The organism is Leptolyngbya sp. 7M, from assembly GCF_018128485.1.
Map to the genome: position 1 here is coordinate 6,004,002 of NZ_CP070897.1, position 16,912 is coordinate 6,020,913.

At 50.1% G+C, this 16,912-nt stretch carries 21 protein-coding genes and 1 pseudogene; 13 read left to right on the top strand and 9 right to left on the bottom strand.

Annotated elements, in window-relative coordinates:
* Window positions 1–34 precede the first annotated feature (34 nt).
* The 4 genes from JVX88_RS31855 to JVX88_RS31870 all read left to right on the top strand — a co-directional run bounded on the left by JVX88_RS31855 (window position 35) and on the right by JVX88_RS31870 (window position 2,419).
* Window positions 35–526, top strand: a complete 492-nt coding sequence (locus JVX88_RS31855) for a YajQ family cyclic di-GMP-binding protein (protein ID WP_211622405.1) — start codon at window positions 35–37, stop codon at window positions 524–526.
* Between the two features lie 361 nt (window positions 527–887).
* On the top strand, window positions 888–1,016 hold the full coding sequence (locus tag JVX88_RS31860) for a hypothetical protein (protein WP_263975658.1): 129 nt from the start codon (window positions 888–890) through the stop codon (window positions 1,014–1,016).
* 21 nt (window positions 1,017–1,037) lie between these two features.
* The gene (locus JVX88_RS31865) at window positions 1,038–1,280 is read left to right on the top strand and encodes a hypothetical protein (RefSeq protein ID WP_211622407.1); all 243 of its coding nucleotides are present in this window, start codon (window positions 1,038–1,040) and stop codon (window positions 1,278–1,280) included.
* Window positions 1,281–1,561: 281 nt separating this feature from the next.
* Window positions 1,562–2,419: a S41 family peptidase gene (locus tag JVX88_RS31870; RefSeq protein WP_211622408.1), complete on the top strand. Its 858-nt coding sequence runs from the start codon at window positions 1,562–1,564 to the stop codon at window positions 2,417–2,419.
* 48 nt (window positions 2,420–2,467) lie between these two features.
* On the opposite strand, the gene JVX88_RS31875 is transcribed toward JVX88_RS31870, so the two are convergent.
* Both JVX88_RS31875 and JVX88_RS39660 read right to left on the bottom strand, forming a co-directional pair.
* Window positions 2,468–3,139, bottom strand: a complete 672-nt coding sequence (locus tag JVX88_RS31875) for a Uma2 family endonuclease (RefSeq protein WP_317134517.1) — start codon at window positions 3,137–3,139, stop codon at window positions 2,468–2,470.
* Window positions 3,140–3,233: 94 nt separating this feature from the next.
* On the bottom strand, window positions 3,234–3,692 hold the full coding sequence (locus tag JVX88_RS39660; protein ID WP_315875370.1) for an acyl-CoA dehydrogenase domain-containing protein: 459 nt from the start codon (window positions 3,690–3,692) through the stop codon (window positions 3,234–3,236).
* Between JVX88_RS39660 and JVX88_RS31885 the strand changes: the two genes are divergently transcribed.
* Both JVX88_RS31885 and JVX88_RS31890 read left to right on the top strand, forming a co-directional pair.
* Complete coding sequence (locus JVX88_RS31885) at window positions 3,624–4,238, top strand: S-layer homology domain-containing protein (protein ID WP_317134679.1); 615 nt, start codon at window positions 3,624–3,626, stop codon at window positions 4,236–4,238. The two genes, JVX88_RS39660 and JVX88_RS31885, sit on opposite strands and share 69 nt — an antisense overlap.
* Entirely contained in the window at window positions 4,238–4,582 is a 345-nt protein-coding gene (locus JVX88_RS31890) for a hypothetical protein (protein WP_211622411.1), read from the top strand. Before JVX88_RS31885 ends, JVX88_RS31890 begins: the two co-directional genes overlap by 1 nt.
* Window positions 4,583–4,627: 45 nt before the next feature.
* Here JVX88_RS31890 and JVX88_RS31895 read toward each other — a convergent pair whose 3' ends face one another.
* On the bottom strand, window positions 4,628–4,936 hold the full coding sequence (locus JVX88_RS31895) for a YidH family protein (protein ID WP_263975340.1): 309 nt from the start codon (window positions 4,934–4,936) through the stop codon (window positions 4,628–4,630).
* Here JVX88_RS31895 and JVX88_RS31900 point away from each other — a divergent pair.
* Window positions 4,935–5,489: a hypothetical protein gene (locus JVX88_RS31900; protein WP_263975341.1), complete on the top strand. Its 555-nt coding sequence runs from the start codon at window positions 4,935–4,937 to the stop codon at window positions 5,487–5,489. The genes JVX88_RS31895 and JVX88_RS31900 overlap by 2 nt on opposite strands.
* A gap of 45 nt (window positions 5,490–5,534) precedes the next feature.
* Here the strand turns inward: JVX88_RS31900 and JVX88_RS31905 are convergent, their stop codons facing one another.
* Entirely contained in the window at window positions 5,535–5,696 is a 162-nt protein-coding gene (locus JVX88_RS31905) for a twin-arginine translocase TatA/TatE family subunit (RefSeq protein WP_036001460.1), read from the bottom strand.
* Between the two features lie 86 nt (window positions 5,697–5,782).
* Here JVX88_RS31905 and cbiE point away from each other — a divergent pair, with 86 nt between their 5' ends.
* Both cbiE and JVX88_RS31915 read left to right on the top strand, forming a co-directional pair.
* The gene (gene cbiE, locus JVX88_RS31910) at window positions 5,783–6,493 is read left to right on the top strand and encodes a precorrin-6y C5,15-methyltransferase (decarboxylating) subunit CbiE (protein WP_211622413.1); all 711 of its coding nucleotides are present in this window, start codon (window positions 5,783–5,785) and stop codon (window positions 6,491–6,493) included.
* The gene (locus tag JVX88_RS31915; RefSeq protein WP_225931242.1) at window positions 6,490–6,765 is read left to right on the top strand and encodes a helix-turn-helix domain-containing protein; all 276 of its coding nucleotides are present in this window, start codon (window positions 6,490–6,492) and stop codon (window positions 6,763–6,765) included. Before cbiE ends, JVX88_RS31915 begins: the two co-directional genes overlap by 4 nt.
* Before the next feature lie 83 nt (window positions 6,766–6,848).
* Here the strand turns inward: JVX88_RS31915 and JVX88_RS39665 are convergent, their stop codons facing one another.
* Window positions 6,849–7,217 carry a four-helix bundle copper-binding protein gene (locus tag JVX88_RS39665; protein ID WP_225931243.1) on the bottom strand — a complete coding sequence of 123 codons (369 nt, stop codon included), beginning with the start codon at window positions 7,215–7,217 and terminating at the stop codon, window positions 6,849–6,851.
* 526 nt (window positions 7,218–7,743) lie between these two features.
* Window positions 7,744–9,018 (bottom strand): IS256 family transposase, encoded by a 1,275-nt coding sequence (locus JVX88_RS31925; RefSeq protein WP_211622415.1) that lies wholly within the window; start codon window positions 9,016–9,018, stop codon window positions 7,744–7,746.
* A gap of 218 nt (window positions 9,019–9,236) precedes the next feature.
* Between JVX88_RS31925 and JVX88_RS31930 the strand changes: the two genes are divergently transcribed.
* A complete protein-coding gene (locus JVX88_RS31930; protein WP_211622416.1) occupies window positions 9,237–10,403 on the top strand; it encodes a calcium-binding protein in 1,167 nt (388 codons plus the stop codon).
* 42 nt (window positions 10,404–10,445) lie between these two features.
* On the opposite strand, the pseudogene JVX88_RS44610 reads toward JVX88_RS31930, so the two are convergent.
* From JVX88_RS44610 to JVX88_RS31940, 3 genes and pseudogenes are all read right to left on the bottom strand, one after another.
* Window positions 10,446–10,823, bottom strand: a pseudogene (locus JVX88_RS44610) (peroxidase-related enzyme); the annotation flags it as partial.
* A 95-nt stretch (window positions 10,824–10,918) separates the two neighbouring features.
* Entirely contained in the window at window positions 10,919–11,653 is a 735-nt protein-coding gene (locus JVX88_RS31935; RefSeq protein ID WP_211622417.1) for an acyl-CoA dehydrogenase family protein, read from the bottom strand.
* Between the two features lie 53 nt (window positions 11,654–11,706).
* A complete protein-coding gene (locus tag JVX88_RS31940) occupies window positions 11,707–11,931 on the bottom strand; it encodes a hypothetical protein (RefSeq protein ID WP_211622418.1) in 225 nt (74 codons plus the stop codon).
* A gap of 494 nt (window positions 11,932–12,425) precedes the next feature.
* Between JVX88_RS31940 and JVX88_RS31945 the strand changes: the two genes are divergently transcribed.
* The 3 genes from JVX88_RS31945 (at window position 12,426) to JVX88_RS43470 (ending at window position 16,765) form a co-directional block, all read left to right on the top strand.
* Window positions 12,426–13,079: a DUF3747 domain-containing protein gene (locus tag JVX88_RS31945; RefSeq protein WP_211622419.1), complete on the top strand. Its 654-nt coding sequence runs from the start codon at window positions 12,426–12,428 to the stop codon at window positions 13,077–13,079.
* Between the two features lie 70 nt (window positions 13,080–13,149).
* The gene (locus JVX88_RS31950; protein WP_211622420.1) at window positions 13,150–14,121 is read left to right on the top strand and encodes an iron-siderophore ABC transporter substrate-binding protein; all 972 of its coding nucleotides are present in this window, start codon (window positions 13,150–13,152) and stop codon (window positions 14,119–14,121) included.
* A 133-nt stretch (window positions 14,122–14,254) separates the two neighbouring features.
* A complete protein-coding gene (locus tag JVX88_RS43470) occupies window positions 14,255–16,765 on the top strand; it encodes a TRCF domain-containing protein (RefSeq protein ID WP_211622421.1) in 2,511 nt (836 codons plus the stop codon).
* Window positions 16,766–16,912 lie beyond the last annotated feature (147 nt).

Here is a 16,912-nt window from a genome sequence, read left to right on the forward strand (position 1 = left end):
TTTTGTAAGATATCTAACTGCATCCGATTTACACATGGCTTCTACATACTCATTTGACGTGGTTAGTGACTTCGATCGGCAGGAGTTGGTGAATACTATCGATCAAACCACGCGGGAAATTGGCACTCGTTATGATCTGAAAGACACTAAAACGACTCTAGAACTGGGAGACGATGTCATCACTGTTAACACCGACAGTGACTTTACCCTGCAAGCCATCCACACCATTCTGCAGACAAAAGCAGCTAAACGTAACCTGTCTCTCAAGATTTTTGACTACGGTAAGGTAGAACCAGCCAGCGGCAATCGGGTGCGGCAAGAAATTAAGCTGCGCAAGGGCATCAGCGCTGACATTGCCAAGCAAATCTCTAAAATGATCCGGGATGAGTTTAAGAAAGTGCAGGCGTCGATTCAAGGCGATGCGGTGCGAGTTTCTGCCAAGTCTAAAGACGAGCTACAGGCCGTAATTCAGCGGTTGAAGCAGGAAGACTATCCGGTCGATTTGCAGTTCACGAACTATCGTTAACCAAGAAGTTTCTGGATCACTCAAACCCTGACTTGGGAAAGGGTCCATTCAGTGGCATGATATTGAATGAGTAAGCTCAATCTCACTCAGGCAAGAGGTTGACGAGGTAAGCATGAAGGATGTGCCGGAACGGTTTTAACCAGTCTGCACCATTTAGCATCCTCAGGTTTGCTCGAAGGCTACAATTTACGATCAGCCTATTCATCCTTCATCTTTCCCCTTTCATCCTGCTGCCAGCCGGATTGGGTATCGCTGTGTTGAACTCATGTAAAACTTCCGATAACTGAGGACGCTTTCAAGGAGAACCATGTTTAAGAAATGCATCTGGCTTGTTGCGCTTACCGTATTTCTGGCGTTTCAAATGTTTGCTGGAGGAGCGGTTGCTGCTGAACTGGATGAAGCCACCCGGACTGTGCCGCTGAATGAACAAGGAGAAACGGTTACGCTTAGCTTGGCCCAAGTGTCTGAAGGTAAGCGTCTGTTCAACTAGGCCTGTGGGCAGAAGTATCGATTGGGTCGAATAGCCCGTGGTTTTGTCAACCTCTGCGTAGAACGTGGCTTCGCCACCGACATCAGAAACTGCCATCGGCTGCCCCGACGAAAGAACAAACCCCGCAATTCCCTTCCCGGCGGGGACTTTCATATCCAAAAGCTGTTCTGCCACACGGCCAATTGCCGCGAGAAAACGCAGGTCGCCCTGATCGCCATCACGAACAAGGACGGAGGCCTCTGCCGACCCCATCTGAGACGCTGAGACCTGAAGAAGATCATGGATCGACCTCGTTAATGGTTCGGTAAGAAGATTCGCGATATCGACGGTCTCTATCAGCCTTTTCAGCTTTTCATTCAAACCGTTCGAGGGTGTCTCGGACATATCAAGATTTTACCTGATTCCGTTTTTTAGGCAATACGAACATTTCGTCATAAATACTGGAAATCTGGAAACATTGCTAATTTATGACGGTTGCATCGTTTTTACATACTTTTGCAGATTCTGTTCTTTCGCTCGGGAGCAGCATCGCACGGCGGGCCTATATGCAAAATACTTTAGTTGCCGTTTTTATATGTGTACTCTCCATTGCTTCGCTTGGCCAGTCAACAACCGAGAACAAACTTCGCGAAACACAAAAAAACGCAGCCTTTGATATTTCACCGGGAAGGCAGTTTCAGGCATCGACCGGCAAAAATCGCGAGGAACAACCTACACGGAAAGAGCCGAGACCTCTGGCATCCGGCATTATCACTGACCTTTCTGAGGCTATTAGGGTTATTCGCGATAACCATGCTTCAACCGGCAAGGCCCCGGATATTACTCCCGCGATCGATGAAATGCTCCGAATTCTTGACCCGCATTCAAGATATTACGATGCGAGGGAATTCTCTGCCCTGAACGGCGAGCACAGGAATGAGTACTCCGGCACGGGCATCACACTGTCGAGCATCGGCAGCGGCGATGACGAATCGATATATGTGATCGCCGTAGTCGCAAATTCATCTGCCGCAGACGCCGGTTTACAGTTCGGCGATCGCATAATGGCGGTGAACGGAAGATCGGTTAAGGGCCTCGGTCTGGCAGATGTAAGAGATATTGTACGCGGGCCGGAAGCAACAAAGATCCGGATCACGGTCGAACGAAACGGAACTGACGAGACCTTCGAGCTTATACGCAAAAGGATCAACAGCAAAGCTATATCCTTATCATTCAAACTTTCTTCGGATGTCGGCTACATCGCATTGACGGAAGGATTTAGTTTCTCCACTGCAGCAGAATTCGCTCTTTCTCTAGCAGAACTAAAGTCCGTCGGGGCTAGATCGATCATCATAGACCTAAGAGGCAATAGTGCAGTCATATTTCCTCCTGATTCTAAAACTTGTCATTTCATCATAGTTTGACAAAAGAATCTGACCAAAAAATCTGACAAAAGAGTCTGCCTAAAAGCATTACTTCTGAGTTTTGACCCAAGCTCGCACGGCACGCCGCAATGCTAACCGGCCCTGACTGCGGTAAGACTCAATCAGATGGGGCAACTCCTGAATTGCCAGTGAAGGAAATACCTGACTTTGGGTCGCCTCGACATACTGCGCTTGCTGAAGTAAATAAACTCTCAGCGCTCCGCTGTCGTAGCACCAGATTTCGGGCACGCCCAGCCGAGCATAGATGGGAAAGCGCTCTAGCGATTTGCTGGTCATGTCGATTTCGAGCGCTAGATCGGGAGGTGGATCACGCTCTAGGTCAATGTCAAGTTTACCGCGGATGCGAGCTTCATTTTGGAAGTAGAAACAGTTGTCTGCCTCTAGTCCAGCTTGCTTGGCTCGCTGCCGCCAAGTGGTAGAACCATAGCTTTCGTAGTCAAGATTCAGTTCTTCCGCAATATCTTCGATTGCAATGCTAATAGACTGTTTGAAATACTCGTGTTCGGGCAGTGGGGTCATTAGCTCTAACCAACCATTGTCATAGGCAATTCGAATGCTGCGGTGCTCCCCCAGTTCAGCCAGAATTGCTTCAAACTCAGACCAGCTCACGTCATGGAGCAGCAATGACTGTCCTGGTCGGATCTCGAATTGTCGGAGCTGAATCGCTACCATTGGCTGCACGGCCACACTTATGGCCACATCTAGAGTTCACCTCACCGTGGAGAAAGCTGGAATCGACGGTGATAGATTTTATAATATCCCTTCCTGCCTGAGCTTTCGCGAGAAGGGTTAACTAGCGATATTCAACCGAATGGAATTCCGGCAATGGCTGATTTTGCTGGTACTCCTCCAGGGTAAAGGTGTCTACCTGAATTGCGTCATTGCGCACAAGTTCGGCTTCGCGCACAAGCTTGGCGTCATCTGGGGTGATCACACTGGCAGCCACAGCGGCATCGAGTAGCGTTTCCGGTTTGGCTTGGGGCAAGTGGCCGGCCCGACTGGCGGTTTTGATCGCTTTCAAAATATCTTCTGCGGCCACGCTGAGGCGAAAGGCTTGTTCTAGTCGTCCTAGAGCTTCGTCTGGATGGTTGGGTAGGTAGATATGGGTCGTGAGGTGGTCGCGAATGCTACCTGGAATTTGCAGGGTATGGGCGAGTTGATGGCCGAGGGCATCACTGGGAGGATGACCAATCGGGTTGATGCGCCACCAAGCACTGACCGGACCTCGGAACAGGGAACCCAGAATCGGCAGCGGGAAATTGCAGAGCTAGCCAGACGCGGCATGATCTCTGGATTTGAAGACGGCAGTTTTCGTCCGGACCAGCCGGTCACTCGCACTCAGTACGCCACTCTGGTTGGCGAGGTGTTGACTGATGTCCAGCAGGAGTCCCAGGCTTTTCCCGATGTGCCGGTTAACTTTTGGGGCAAGCCGGCGATTGACGAAGCTGTGAAGTCTGGATTTCTTAGGGGCTATCCTGACACCAGCTTTCAGCCAAATCAGCCGATTTCTCGGATGGAAGTGTTGCTGTCGCTCGTGAACGGCTTTCAGTTGCCCAAACCTGCTGATCCAGCTGCACCGCTGCAAGTTTTTCAAGATCGCGATCAGATTCCAGAATGGGCCAGACCCGCTGTAGCCGCCGCCACTCAGGCCAATGTGGTCGTCAGCCATCCCAACGTCAATCAGTTTAACCCTAACCAACCTGCAACACGAGCCGAGGTAGCTGCTATGCTGTATCAGGCGTTGACCACCACCGGCCAACTGCCGCCGATCCAGTCTAACTACATTGTTCGACCCTGATGCTTGATTTTGAGGATTATTCCCTAACCCAGCCCGCTGTCCTGGTGACGATCTTGGCGGAGGCGATTTTGCGCAGCAGCATCGAAAAGCTGTTGAAGAACCTGAAGGTCTACGGCTATTCTGTCAGCGAGGTAGACGGGGTAGCGAAGCGAGTACAGCGGTTTGGTACAGTTCCCTCCGAAGCAGCTCCGACCGAAATTGAAAACTATACTACTGTCAGCATCGAGATTCGGGCAGTGGTCTCAGCCGAGCTATCGAATGTAGTTCTTTATGCCCTGAAGGAACAGCAGCGGGAGTTTGCGATTGTCGTGTATCGCCAAAAGATCGAGGCGCTGCTGGAGTAAGAGCTTAGGAGTAGAACTAGGACCAAGACTAGGCGCTAAATGAGCTTAGGTCTTGATCAGAATCGCGGCAAAGGCAAAGATGCCAATCAGCAGCAGAGAGGTAGCCACCACTACCGCGTGGGAGCGCCGTGAGATATAGAGATAGTCATCGCGCTGGATGCGCCTCAGATCCTGTCGGTGCTCCAGGATAGCTACAGTAATGGCATAGATGCCAACTGCGATAAACATTAACCCTACCAATCGCGAAAGCCGGACCACGTCTGGATCCGTTGTGGCTCGGTTAATTGCCGCCACAATCTGATTAATCCCAAACCCAAAGCTAATCAGCGAGAGCGAGGTGCGAATCCAAGCCATGAGGGTGCGTTCTGCGGCGGCGCGGTTGCGCTCCTTGGCTAGCTCGTTGGTCAGATTTCTGGGAGGCGGTTGGTTCATAGATCGGGCTTACCGAGACCAAGCTCCGGGTGAGAAGATCGGTGTAGTTGGCGGCCCTGGCGATCGGCGTGACGAAGATTTCGTGGTCTTGGGTACCCTGGCAGCCCAGATATTCGATCGGATTCTGGTAAAAGAGGATGACGACAACCGAGGGCGTCCCCGTGGTGATGCCGCTCGTTTAATCGTAGAGGGAATTACTGCCGCTCAGACGCAGGTCACCTACGAGGTGATTCTGGATGAGACCACAGCCGTCAATACCGCTCTCGATAAGGCTCCAGCCGGCAGTTTAGTGGTAATTTTCCCCGAAAGCGTCAGTCGGGCGATCAAGCTGATTGAAGCGCGCAATCCGCGGAGCGAACTCGCCTTACCACCCCACGCGTCGATCGGCGCTATGAATGGAGAAGCTGCCTCATCAACGGTGCGGGATAGCGCTGTGGCTGCCGAATCGCAAGAATACGTCCAGTCGGGGGGCTGAGGCTCTTTCTTCCTAACCCCCAAGGGCCTGCCGCCTTCGGTTGGCCTATTCTTCTGCGTCGGCTTCGTCTGATTTACCGACTTCTTCCTTAAAGCCACGCAGAGTTTTCCCTAGGGCATTGCCCAATTCAGGGATTTTTTTAGGACCAAAAAAGAGTAGTGCAGCCAGGGCAATTAAACCCACTTCTGCCCAACCAAGATGTAGCATGACAGTCTCCTCGCGGTGGTCTAGAACGTGATTCCTTTTTAACTATAAGGTTTAACTATGAAGGGAGTTGCGAGGAATTGAGATGAATGGCTAATCAAGCCCTTACTCCAGTGCAGGTAGTCGGGATTGGCTTAGATGGAGCAGATGGTCTAACCGAGTCATTGCGTCTCTTGATCGAGCAAGCCACACTGCTAGTTGGCAGTGAACGTCACCTCAGCTATTTTCCAAATCATGCGGCAGAGAAATTGCCCCTGACTAATTTTCGCCTAGTCATTGACCAGATCCGCTCCCGCGTGGTCGCCTCAGATCAGGCCGATCTCGCCAAGTCTGCCAATCCCCTAATCGTAGTGTTGGTATCTGGTGATCCGCTGTTTTTTGGTTTTGGGCGGCTGCTGCTCACTGAGTTGCCAGCGGATTGGTTGACGTTCCATCCCCACCTCAGTGCAGTACAGCTTGCTTTTAGCCGCATTAAGCAACCTTGGCAAGATGCCCAGTTAATTAGCGCCCACGGACGCTCACTGGATGAGTTGACCAAAGCCCTACAGCAGGGAGCTGAAAAAATTGCCGTGCTAACCGATGGCACCAATACTCCAGCCGAGATTGCCCACTTGATTGTGAAGCTCGATCATCCAACTCAATACCAAATCTGGGTTTGTGAAAATTTGGGCGGTGCTCAAGAGCTTGCTTCATCATGCTCACGGTCTACGATGGTGACGAAGATATTTATCAAGGGTTTCGGGCTGGAGCTAAAGCCTATCTGCTCAAAGACACGCCCTGCGAAGAAATTGCCGATGTGATTCGAGAGGTTTGCAGAGGCGATCGGTATATCCCCAGCGAAATTGGCAAACGACTAGCAGCACGCATAGAACTACCTGCACTGAGTGAGCGCGAATGTCAGGTACTAAAATTGGTCTCCAGTGGCAAGAACAATAAAGCTGTGGCAGAAGCATTAGGCATTGCCGAAAGCACCGTCAAATTTCATATTAATAACATTTTGGACAAGCTCGGAGCCAGCGATCGTACCCATGCCGTGATGCTAGCCCTCAAACGCGGCTTAATTCGGCTGTGAATAAAGACGATGATCCTTAAGAAACCGATCGCCATACAGGCGCGAAGTAGCACCCATATGGCAATTCATGAGGTTGTGCGCTTCTACCGCATTGCCATCGACATTTGGCGACAGGACTCGGCGCAACGACGACACATATCGGCACAAGCCTTCATCTGAGCATCATCGCCCATCCGATCGCAGCCTTGAGCACATTGCTCACACACTTGGGCACAAGCACCACAGAACTGAGCATGGAAGTTCGAGCTACGCAGCATAAAATCTGCGCTGGTTTGACAGCTTTGGGCACAATCCATCAATAGACGAACGTGATTGGCTTCAGCGTGCTGTCCGCCCTTTTGCAAACAATAGGTCACTGTATTCAAGCAAATGCTGTGACAGTCCAGGCAATTTTCAATGCATTGCTGCATCTCTTGATTCACCTGGTTCAACGTCAATTGTTGAATAGCCATTGTTTTCGTCTCCATTACTTCAAAAATTGGAGTTCAAACTCTTGGGTTTGACTTCACCTTAGGTATAGGCAACTTTGGAGACAATTGCGTCTCACTATTGAAGTAGAAAGATGTTTTAGGAAATTACGTCTATCGATAGGCCGATATTTCATCCTAATTTCATCTTTGTGTGCGTAGAAAGTAGCCCTGTGACGAGAACTACAAATGCAGTGGCTATACTGCTTAAGCTAATCTCAAGAGAATGTAGTTTCATCCTAATTTCATAAGCACGTGTTATTACTGGTTTGTTGCAGAAGCTTAAGAATTGGAGCTGCGAATCATTAACTCTAGGTGGTTTCGTTTTCATGAGATAGAAAATTGCTTCATTCGTTGCGCTGGGAATTATTCCTTTGGCATCCCTTGGCTTCACGGCTTGTACAAATGCAACTTCGACCCAAAGCTCTGATCCGAGCAATCCCAATGAAGCGATCACCGCACAAAGCAGCCCGAGTGAGGGTTATTGTCAAATGTGGTGTATGGCAGAGAATTAAGCAGCGTTCTTGCTCGTTGATAGGTCTGGCTTCACAACAGCGATGCCATCTTGAAATTTGACCCCTTCAATCACCTGAGCTAATCGCTTAAATCCACGTATCTTCAACCAGCGTTTTTGAGCACTCTGCACGAGTTTGAACACTAAGGAAAGAATGCTGGTGGCAGACACGCAACCTCTGGTTTTATCGGTTCTCAAGCGCACGGTGGCAAAAGTGGATTCAATGGGGTTGGTAGTGCGAATATGCGCCCAGTGTTCAGCCGGAAATTCATAGAACGCGAGTAAAGCAGCACGGTCTTTGGTGAGGCATTCCACGGCTTTAGGATACTTGAGTTCATAGGTTTTGACAAACCGCTCAAATGCTTTGTTCGCTTCGGCTTTAGTCGCTGCGGTGTAGATTTCCTGGAGGGCAAACTTGGCTTGTGGTTGCTGGCTTTTGGGTAGGGTGTTGAGGACGTTTGCCGTTTTATGTACCCAACAGCGTTGAATGCGAGTGGAGGGAAATACTTGTGGCAAGGCTTTCCAGAATCCCAATGCACCATCCCCAATGGCGAGTTCTGGTGCTGTGTTTAACCCCTGGTCTACCAACCGCAGCAACAGCGTTTTCCAGGTCAACTCCGATTCACGAAATCCAGCTTCCATGCCCAGCAGTTCTTTGTCTCCGCTATCAGTCACACCAATCAAAACCAAGATGCATTGACGGTCATCTTCACCGTTCCGCAGGTTGAAGTAGACTCCATCTGCCCAAACATAGACATAGCGCTTTGATTGCAGCGAGCGCTGCTGCCAGTCTTGATGTTCCTGCTGCCACTTGGCTTTGAGACGACTAATCGTACTCGAAGACAGACCAACGGCTTGCTCCCCTAGCAGGGCGCTGAGGGCTTCGGCAAAATCGCCAGTCGAAATGCCCTTGAGATACAGCCACGGCAGCATCTCTTCAACACTGCGAGCACGTTTGAGGTAGGGTGGCAGGAGGGATGAGTTGAACTTGATGCCTTGCTGGGTGCGGTCTCGCACTTTGGGCAATTGGATTTCTACTTCGCCCACCCCGGTGGTGATAGTCCGTTCTGGCAGATAGCCGTTGCGTACCACTGCCTGTCGCCCCTGATCATCTTTGAGATCCTGGTATTGCCCTAGAAACTCCACTAACTCTGCCTCTACCGCTTGGGCAATGATTTGTCGTGCCCCTTGTCGCACTAACGTTGTCAGCGCATCTGTAAACGTTTCTGCTGTTTCTGGTGTTTTGAATTCAATCAGGTTATCGTTGTTCATGGTGTATTCCTGGTCTGACTTTTTTTAAATCGTGAAATGCAATACGAATAGAACGCGCTGTACCCGTTAGGTTACTTAACTATTCATTCTGAAGGGCGCATCACAGGAACATCCCTGTCTTATCGGGGCATCTCACTATTCCCAAAAATAGTTCACGCCCCAATTTAGTTCACTTCTAGCTCACGTAAATCTAACAATCTTTTCAAGGAGAGACCAACATGGCAACTACACCAACCCTCGGAGACGACATAATTTTGGGTACAGTCGGAGATGACATCATCGATGCCCTAGCTGGCAACGATCAGGTTCAAGGTCTAGAAGGTAATGACAAACTGCTGGGCAACATTGGCGATGATCGGCTAGATGGGGGAGCCGGAAACGATTATCTGCTGGGCGGCGACGGTAAAGATGTGCTGCTGGGCAGAAGTGGCAATGACGTATTAAATGGTGGCAATGGTGATGATGTATTGAACGACAACGATGGCGATGGTGACGATAGCTTTATGGGCGAAGACGGTAATGACAGCATCTTTGCGGGTGCAGGCAATGACGTTTTGGAAGGTGGAACAGGCAACGACCGTCTGGAAGGAGGCGATGGGATTGACACCCTCTATGGCGATGATGGCAATGACTTACTCAACGGCGGACGTGGCGATGACACGCTGGTAGGTAGAACAGGAGATGATACCTACGTTGTAGATAGCGCAAATGATACCGTTTATGAAATGGCAAATGCAGGTGTTGATACTGTCAAAAGTTCTTTAGATTGGACATTGGGTGACAATGTTGAAAACCTAATTCTGGAAGGTGGAGTGGGTGACTCGATTGAGGGAATTGGCAATGAACTCAATAATAGCATCAGAGGAATGAAAACCATTACGAATCGTCTCTCTGGACAAGGGGGTAATGATACCTTGCTGGGAGGAGCACAGCGTGACTTACTCGGTGGCGGTGAGGGCAATGATTTCATGGACGGAGGCGATAGCCGCGACATCATGATCGGCAATCAGGGTGATGACAAGCTGAAAGGCGGCGGCGGCAATGACTTCATGGTAGGAGCCGAAGGCAATGACACAATGGATGGCGGTGAGGGAGATGACACCATCCTTGATGGTGGTGGCGGCAACGGCAATGATATCCTGAACGGCGGCAATGGCAACGATTCGCTAGCGGGCGGCGATTTGGGAAACGATACTCTAACGGGGGGGGGTGGAAGCGATCAATTTAAGTTCGAAGGTGGAGAGTCTACTCCCTGGGGCAGCGCAAATTTCGATACTATTACCGACTTTGTGACTGGCACAGACAAGATGGCTCTCAGCAAGTTTGCGTTCACAGGTTTGGAAAGTCCGGTTGGTTCCTTGCGATGGGGAAAGCTCTTGATCTAGGCGAGTAATTTTGACCGCAAAATCAGCCAAAGCTCGTTCCCGGTCGTTTAGAGGAGCTGTCCAGTAATTCCCTGCTACCGCTGCTGCAAACTCAGGATCGGCAGTGACCTCACGCAACTGAGCCTGATGGGTAATCACGCAGGATTCACACCGATTAGCGGCTGACACCACTACGGCAATGATTTCTCGCTCTCGATGCGACAGTTCGCCTTGCCCATGCTGCAACGCATCATAGTAATTGAACCAGCGCAGTAGGTGATCCGAATTGAGCGAATAGCCAACAAAATAAGGATGAACAAAGCCGTAGCGCTCTCGCTGAGCCTGAAAAATTGCTCTTACGTCAGCAGGCAGACTGGCTTCATCAGGCACTTCTAACCAGGAACCGGTATGCTCTAAAACTTGAGTTGGTTGGGCAGTCATGGTGGCTTCTCCTTGAGACAGACAATCCAGATAAGGTACTCTTGTTCATGTAGTACTGAGTCCAGTTGAATTACTCAGCAATATTCCAGAGTTAGTTATGAATACTGAGTTATTGTTGGCAACTCATGATTCAGCAACCAATTACCAATATCGCGCAGTTTGTAATCTACCGGATCATGCAGAGTAAAGGTGCGCAAATCGCGCCAGTAGCGATCAAGGCCATAGCGAGTTGCGGTTGAGCGAGTTCCGGTGACTTCAAAAATTCGGTTAGCGATGTTTAACCCTGCTTTGGTGGCAAGTGCCTTAGCCGCAGAAACGGAAACTGCTACTTCACCCCGCTCTTGATGCGTCAGCGACTCCTTCTTTTCCCACGCTACCGTCACTTTCTCAGCCGTTTGGTCCGCCAGTGAAATCGCAGCTTGCAGCTCGATCCAAAATTCACCGTAGTGGTGAAGAATGTAAGGATCCTTGGTCGCACTATCGACGCCAGATGTAATCCAGGGCCGAGTTTGGGTTGTGGTGTAATGCTTAGCCGCTTCTAGCGCCCCTTCAGCAATGCCTAAATAGACGTAGGTTTTGGTCAACTGAGCTACGATGCCCAGAAATGTGGCAAAAGCACCGTCTGGATCAGGAGGTGGTCCCAGAACTTCATCTGCTGCCACATAGACGTTGCTAAACGTAAAACTGCCGCTAGCGGTACGTCGTTGCCCAATGTTATCCCAATCATCGTTGTAAACCAAGCCTTCTCGATCGCTGGGAATCACAAAAATTGGCGGTAGTTCGATGCCTTCCTGCACGGCAGAAAAGACGCGGTAGTCTGCTTCTATCACGCCTGTGCCAAAGGACTTGATGCCATTGACACGATAGTGATCTGCTTCGGGCGTTAGCTTGCTCCAGCGGTTTCCTTGACCGTAATCTTGATTTTGGGATGGTGGCGGCTGACTACCGTGGCCAAGGCTTCGGCAAACGCATAGTACTCTCCCTCCTTGCTGCCCGTGGCAATCACGAGCTGATGGACTCGATTTTGGCCGTGAACCCACTGCACGGTGAATCCAATTGCGGCCAGTACGCTCAACAACACGAAGGGCAGCGTAAATTTAGGTTGCATTTCGCCTCTGTTTTGGGGAATTTGATTTATTTTAGATGGCTTTCCAGCAGACACTAGGCTGGATTGGGCTACAGTTTGGGACTACAGTTTGGGACTACAGTTCTGATTTTAGAAAAGTAAAGGTTTGGCAAAAATCAGCAAGGCAGCAATGGATACAAAACAAGGAGTTTTTCGCTGAAATAGGTTAATTTCCAGAAGGGAATCCTCCTCAGGACCCTTGTCCGATGGAAACGCCTGTGCTTAACTACATAGCTGAAGAAAACCTACAGACAATTGGAACTCTTCAGTTCGACTCAGCCGTCTTTAGAGAAAAGCTGACTAGCGAGTAGGGGCGTAACAGTTAAGGCAATACGGACTTTTCAGGGTATCCTAGCCTAGTCCTTCACCGTTGCAATGACTTCAATTTTGGGCAAGAGTTTCTGTAAAAAACCTTGGCTAGGTTTCCGGTTTGATGTTCTTTGCTTGTTGACTCACATTTTCCACTAGGTACAACCATGAGCATGGCGTTTTGGCAGCGTTTGGCAGTTCTGGCAATTTTGGGGCTTGGCAGTGTCAGTCCGGCGGCAATGGCAGCCCAATTTGAGCAGCAAGAAGTGGATCAAGATCGCTTCATCGTGGTGGCTGCGCCGGGCGGAGAAATTGGCTACAAGCTGCTGATTTTGGAGCAACTGAACGATAAACATCCCTGCTGGAGCGAAACGGGCAGTAACCCGTCTCAGGTCGAACCGCTGCTGCTCAGCTTTGACTTTACCGGGATTTGCAATCGGATTGTGGACAGCAATGGCTTCTCGGTCCGCACCGCTGGGCAGGATCAGGCGTTGCACTATAGCCTGCGCATCGTTCCAGACGGTAATGACCTGGTGCTGGTGGCCGATGCCAATGCCGATCGGGATACGTTGATTGAGATTGGCCGCACCTACGGGATGCCAAATGGCTTTAGCCGAATTGTCCTGAATCCCGGCTGGCGGCTGACCCGTCGCGCCTTTAACGGTCGGCCTGTGGGCCATATTTACCTCACCTACGACCAGCCGATCGAAACGCTGATTGCTAGCTCGCGTCGCAATTTGGGTATGGGTGGCCCAGCCCCCGCTCCAACTCTACCGAATCCTGCGCCAGATGAAACGCTGTTTGGCTTGTTTCAAAACTGAAATTAGGACATGGCCCAATTGCTGGTCTCACAGTCGCCAGAGTTGGGTCAAGCAATGTTTATTGTTCATTTTGACGATAGTCCTAGTTTCAGCATGTAGTCTTGGTTCTTCACCAATATCATCCCAAAAATCTATCGATGCAGCACCCTCGGCTGAATTTCGCGTCGTTCAGCATGTTTTAGGAGAAACGGCAATTCCGATTCATCCGCAGCGAATTCTGGCTCTGTCTGGAACGACCGATTTAGACACGCTGCTTGCTTTGGGAATTAGACCAATGGCTGCAGGCGTTGATCCCAGTTATCACGCTGTTCATGGATTTTTTTCCCATTTCAAAGACAAAGCAGATGGGATTCAAGCAATTCCAGCTTGGCCGCAGTCTAATTTGGAACAAATTTTACAGTTAAATCCTGATCTAATTTTAGGTCAACGTAATTATGTCGAGCCAATCTACGATCAGCTATCGCAGATCGCACCCACATTTGTCTACGAGAATCCTATTGGCAAACCAAACTGGCGAGCCACTTTTCGGGAGATTGCAGTAGCAATGGGTCAATCAGACAAGGGCGAACAGGTTCTAGACGACTTAGAGCAGCGACTGGGTCACTTGCGCAAATCTTTAAGCGAAAATCATAAGCAACCAGAAATATCCGTTATTTTCTACTGGACAGAAGACCGTAGTATCTACACCATTTTTGGCAAACGATCCTTTGGCGGCAGCCTTTTAGAGGAATTGGGCTTACAGCGCCCTGTAACTCAACAGTTCGACGACCTGTCTCAAAACGTGAGCATAGAATTAGCGGCTCATGCCGATGGCGACATTATGTTTCTACTCGATTACAACGAACCCGAACAAGTTGACCAACTGCTTGCCAGTCCGCTCTGGAGCCAGCTCAAGGCTGTAAAAAATCAGCAAATTTATAGAGTCAGTAATATTCACTGGTATACCCCTGGAGTTTTGGCAGCTCATGCAGTTTTGGATGACATAGAACAGTATGTGTTAGGCCAATCTCCGGCCCAATCGGGTGACAGCAACGCCTTTTGACAGTTTTTGCTTCACAAACATTGGGGCTGATCAGCTGTCGATTTTGAGTAGCACATTCGGCAGTCATTCACCCGTTTCCCTAAAACCAATGTAATCCGTGAGGCAGAGGAAAGGCCAGCCATTCCGATCTAGGATGGGCGCATTAAACTTATGGGCGATCGCAGCGATCGAATTGGTCATTATGGATTTCAAATACCGCTGGAAAAACGGAGCACCCCCAACTCGGGACGAAGCAGCCCGCCGTAACCACTTGCTGGATGAAACCTTTGTCCTGGTCGATCGACTAAAAGCATCGGCAAACATAAGCCAACGACTGGTGGATTCCCTTGAACTATGTTTCCGCGAGTCTCACTCTGCGGAGATAATTACTGCAGACAATGATGCGAGGTTGAAATTTTCTGATCGTTACGTTTGTAAATATGACAATACTCGCTATGAAACGCCGGAACCAAATCTTTTCAGCTTCAATTCTCCTTTCGGTGCGTGTCCAACCTGTCAAGGTTTTGGTAATACTATCGGCGTAGATTACGGGCTCGTCGTCCCCAACCCTTTGCTCTCTTTGAAAGACGGCGCCGTTGATCCTTTCACCAGACCGCAGCACGCCTGGGCCCAGAAAGAATTATTGAAGTATGCGGCATCTGCGGGCATTGACATCAAGAAACCGTTCGCTGATCTGGATGATCATCAGCAGAATTGCATCATCTACGGAGATGAGGGCTGGCGCGGCATAAAAGGATTTTTCGAGTGGCTTGAAACAAAGAAATATAAACTCCATGTTCGCGTATTCCTCGCAAAATACCGAGGATACACGCGCTGCCCTGATTGCGGCGGCGGACGCCTAAGACAGGAAGCCCGCGACGTGAAGATCGGAGGCAGATCACTTCCTGAGCTGCTTGAGCTTTCGATCAGCGATGCCGCACGTTTCTTCGATGAACTGGAATTTTCGCAGGAGCGAGCAAAGATAGCGGAAAAACTGCTTCTTGAGATCCGCCGGCGCCTAAAATTTCTAGTAGAAGTAGGGCTCGAATACCTAACATTAAACCGACTGGCATCAACGCTTTCCGGCGGTGAGGCACAGCGCATACAGCTTGCGACCAACCTCGGTTCCCTGCTGGTTGGCACACTCTATGTTTTGGATGAACCGAGTATCGGCCTCCATCCGCGCGACAATGCCCGTCTGATAAAAATTCTCGAAGATCTGCGCGATATCGGCAACACACTGATAGTCGTTGAACACGATGAAGAGACCATTCGATCTGCAGACCACATTATCGACATCGGGCCATTTGCTGGGGAACTCGGAGGTGAGGTCATCTTTGAAGGAACTTATGATGGGCTGCTAAAAGACAAAACGTCGCTTACTGCACGGTACCTTCGCGATGAAGCGGAGATCAAAGTTCCGCAGAAACGCCGGAAGCCAGGAAAAGAAAAGATAAAGATCGTTGGCGCTCGAGAACATAACCTGAAGAATATTTCCGTCGAGATACCACTTGAGATGATGGTATGCATCACCGGCGTTTCCGGATCGGGAAAATCAACGCTTGTTCATGACATACTTTTTGCCGGCCTAAAGAAACAGAAAGGAGATTGGAATACGGCAATTCGGCAAGAGCTGGATCGGGGCGGGCAGGTGTTTTATGTGGTGCCTAGAGTCGAAGGCATCGAGGAAGTTTCGGCTCGCCTACGGGAAATGATTCCGGGAGCCAGGATTGCGATTGCCCACGGCCAAATGATGGAAGGCGAACTCGAAGCGACAATGCTCACCTTCAGCAACGGCGAGGCAGATATTCTGGTCTGTACCACGATCATCGAGTCAGGGTTGGACATTCCGCGAGTTAACACTATCCTGATCGAGGATGCTCAGAAGTTCGGCTTGGCTCAGCTTTATCAGTTGCGCGGTCGAGTCGGGCGAGCCGGAATTCAAGCTCATGCCTGGCTGTTTTACCCGAAGCAAAGCCAACTCACCGATAATGCCCGTCAGCGGCTGCGGGCGATTCAGGAGTTTACCCAGCTCGGCTCTGGCTATCAGTTGGCCGTGCGCGATATGGAAATCCGCGGCGTCGGCAATTTGCTGGGTGCAGAACAATCAGGCCAGATGGACGCAATTGGCTTTGATCTGTATATGGAAATGCTGGAGGAGGCAATCAAGGAGATTCGCGGTCAGGAGATTCCGCAAGTCGATGACACTCAAATCGATCTCAACCTGACAGCCTTTATCCCCGCCGACTACATCCCGGATCTAGACCAAAAGATGAGCGCCTATCGAGCCGTGGCTTCGGCCCAAACCAAACGGGAACTGGCGGAAATTGCTGCCGACTGGAACGACCGCTACGGAGCAATGCCGCCTGCTGCGAGCCAACTTTTGCGGGTAATGGAACTAAAGCAGCTCGCCAAATCGCTGGGATTCAGCCGCATCAAGCCCGAAGGCAAACAGCATATTGTCCTGGAAACACCAATGGAGGAACCAGCCTGGAATTTACTAAAAGAAAACCTGCCAGGGCATCTGCAAACCCGCTTTATCTATACACCCGGTAAGGTAACGGTGCGCGGATTGGGCGTGCTCAAAGCCGACCTTCAGCTAGAGAATTTGCTCGACTACCTCAACCGCATGAAAGGCGGACTGCCAGAAGCGGCAATTGCTTAACTGATCTGAGTTTCAAGTTGGTAGACATACCTTACAGAAAGCCAGCATTCTATTCTGCTGAGGGCATAATCTAAATACCTGCTGATTCCTTTGCACTCACCAACTATGACTGAACGACTCGATCGGATTGAAACCCTCGTTGCAGCC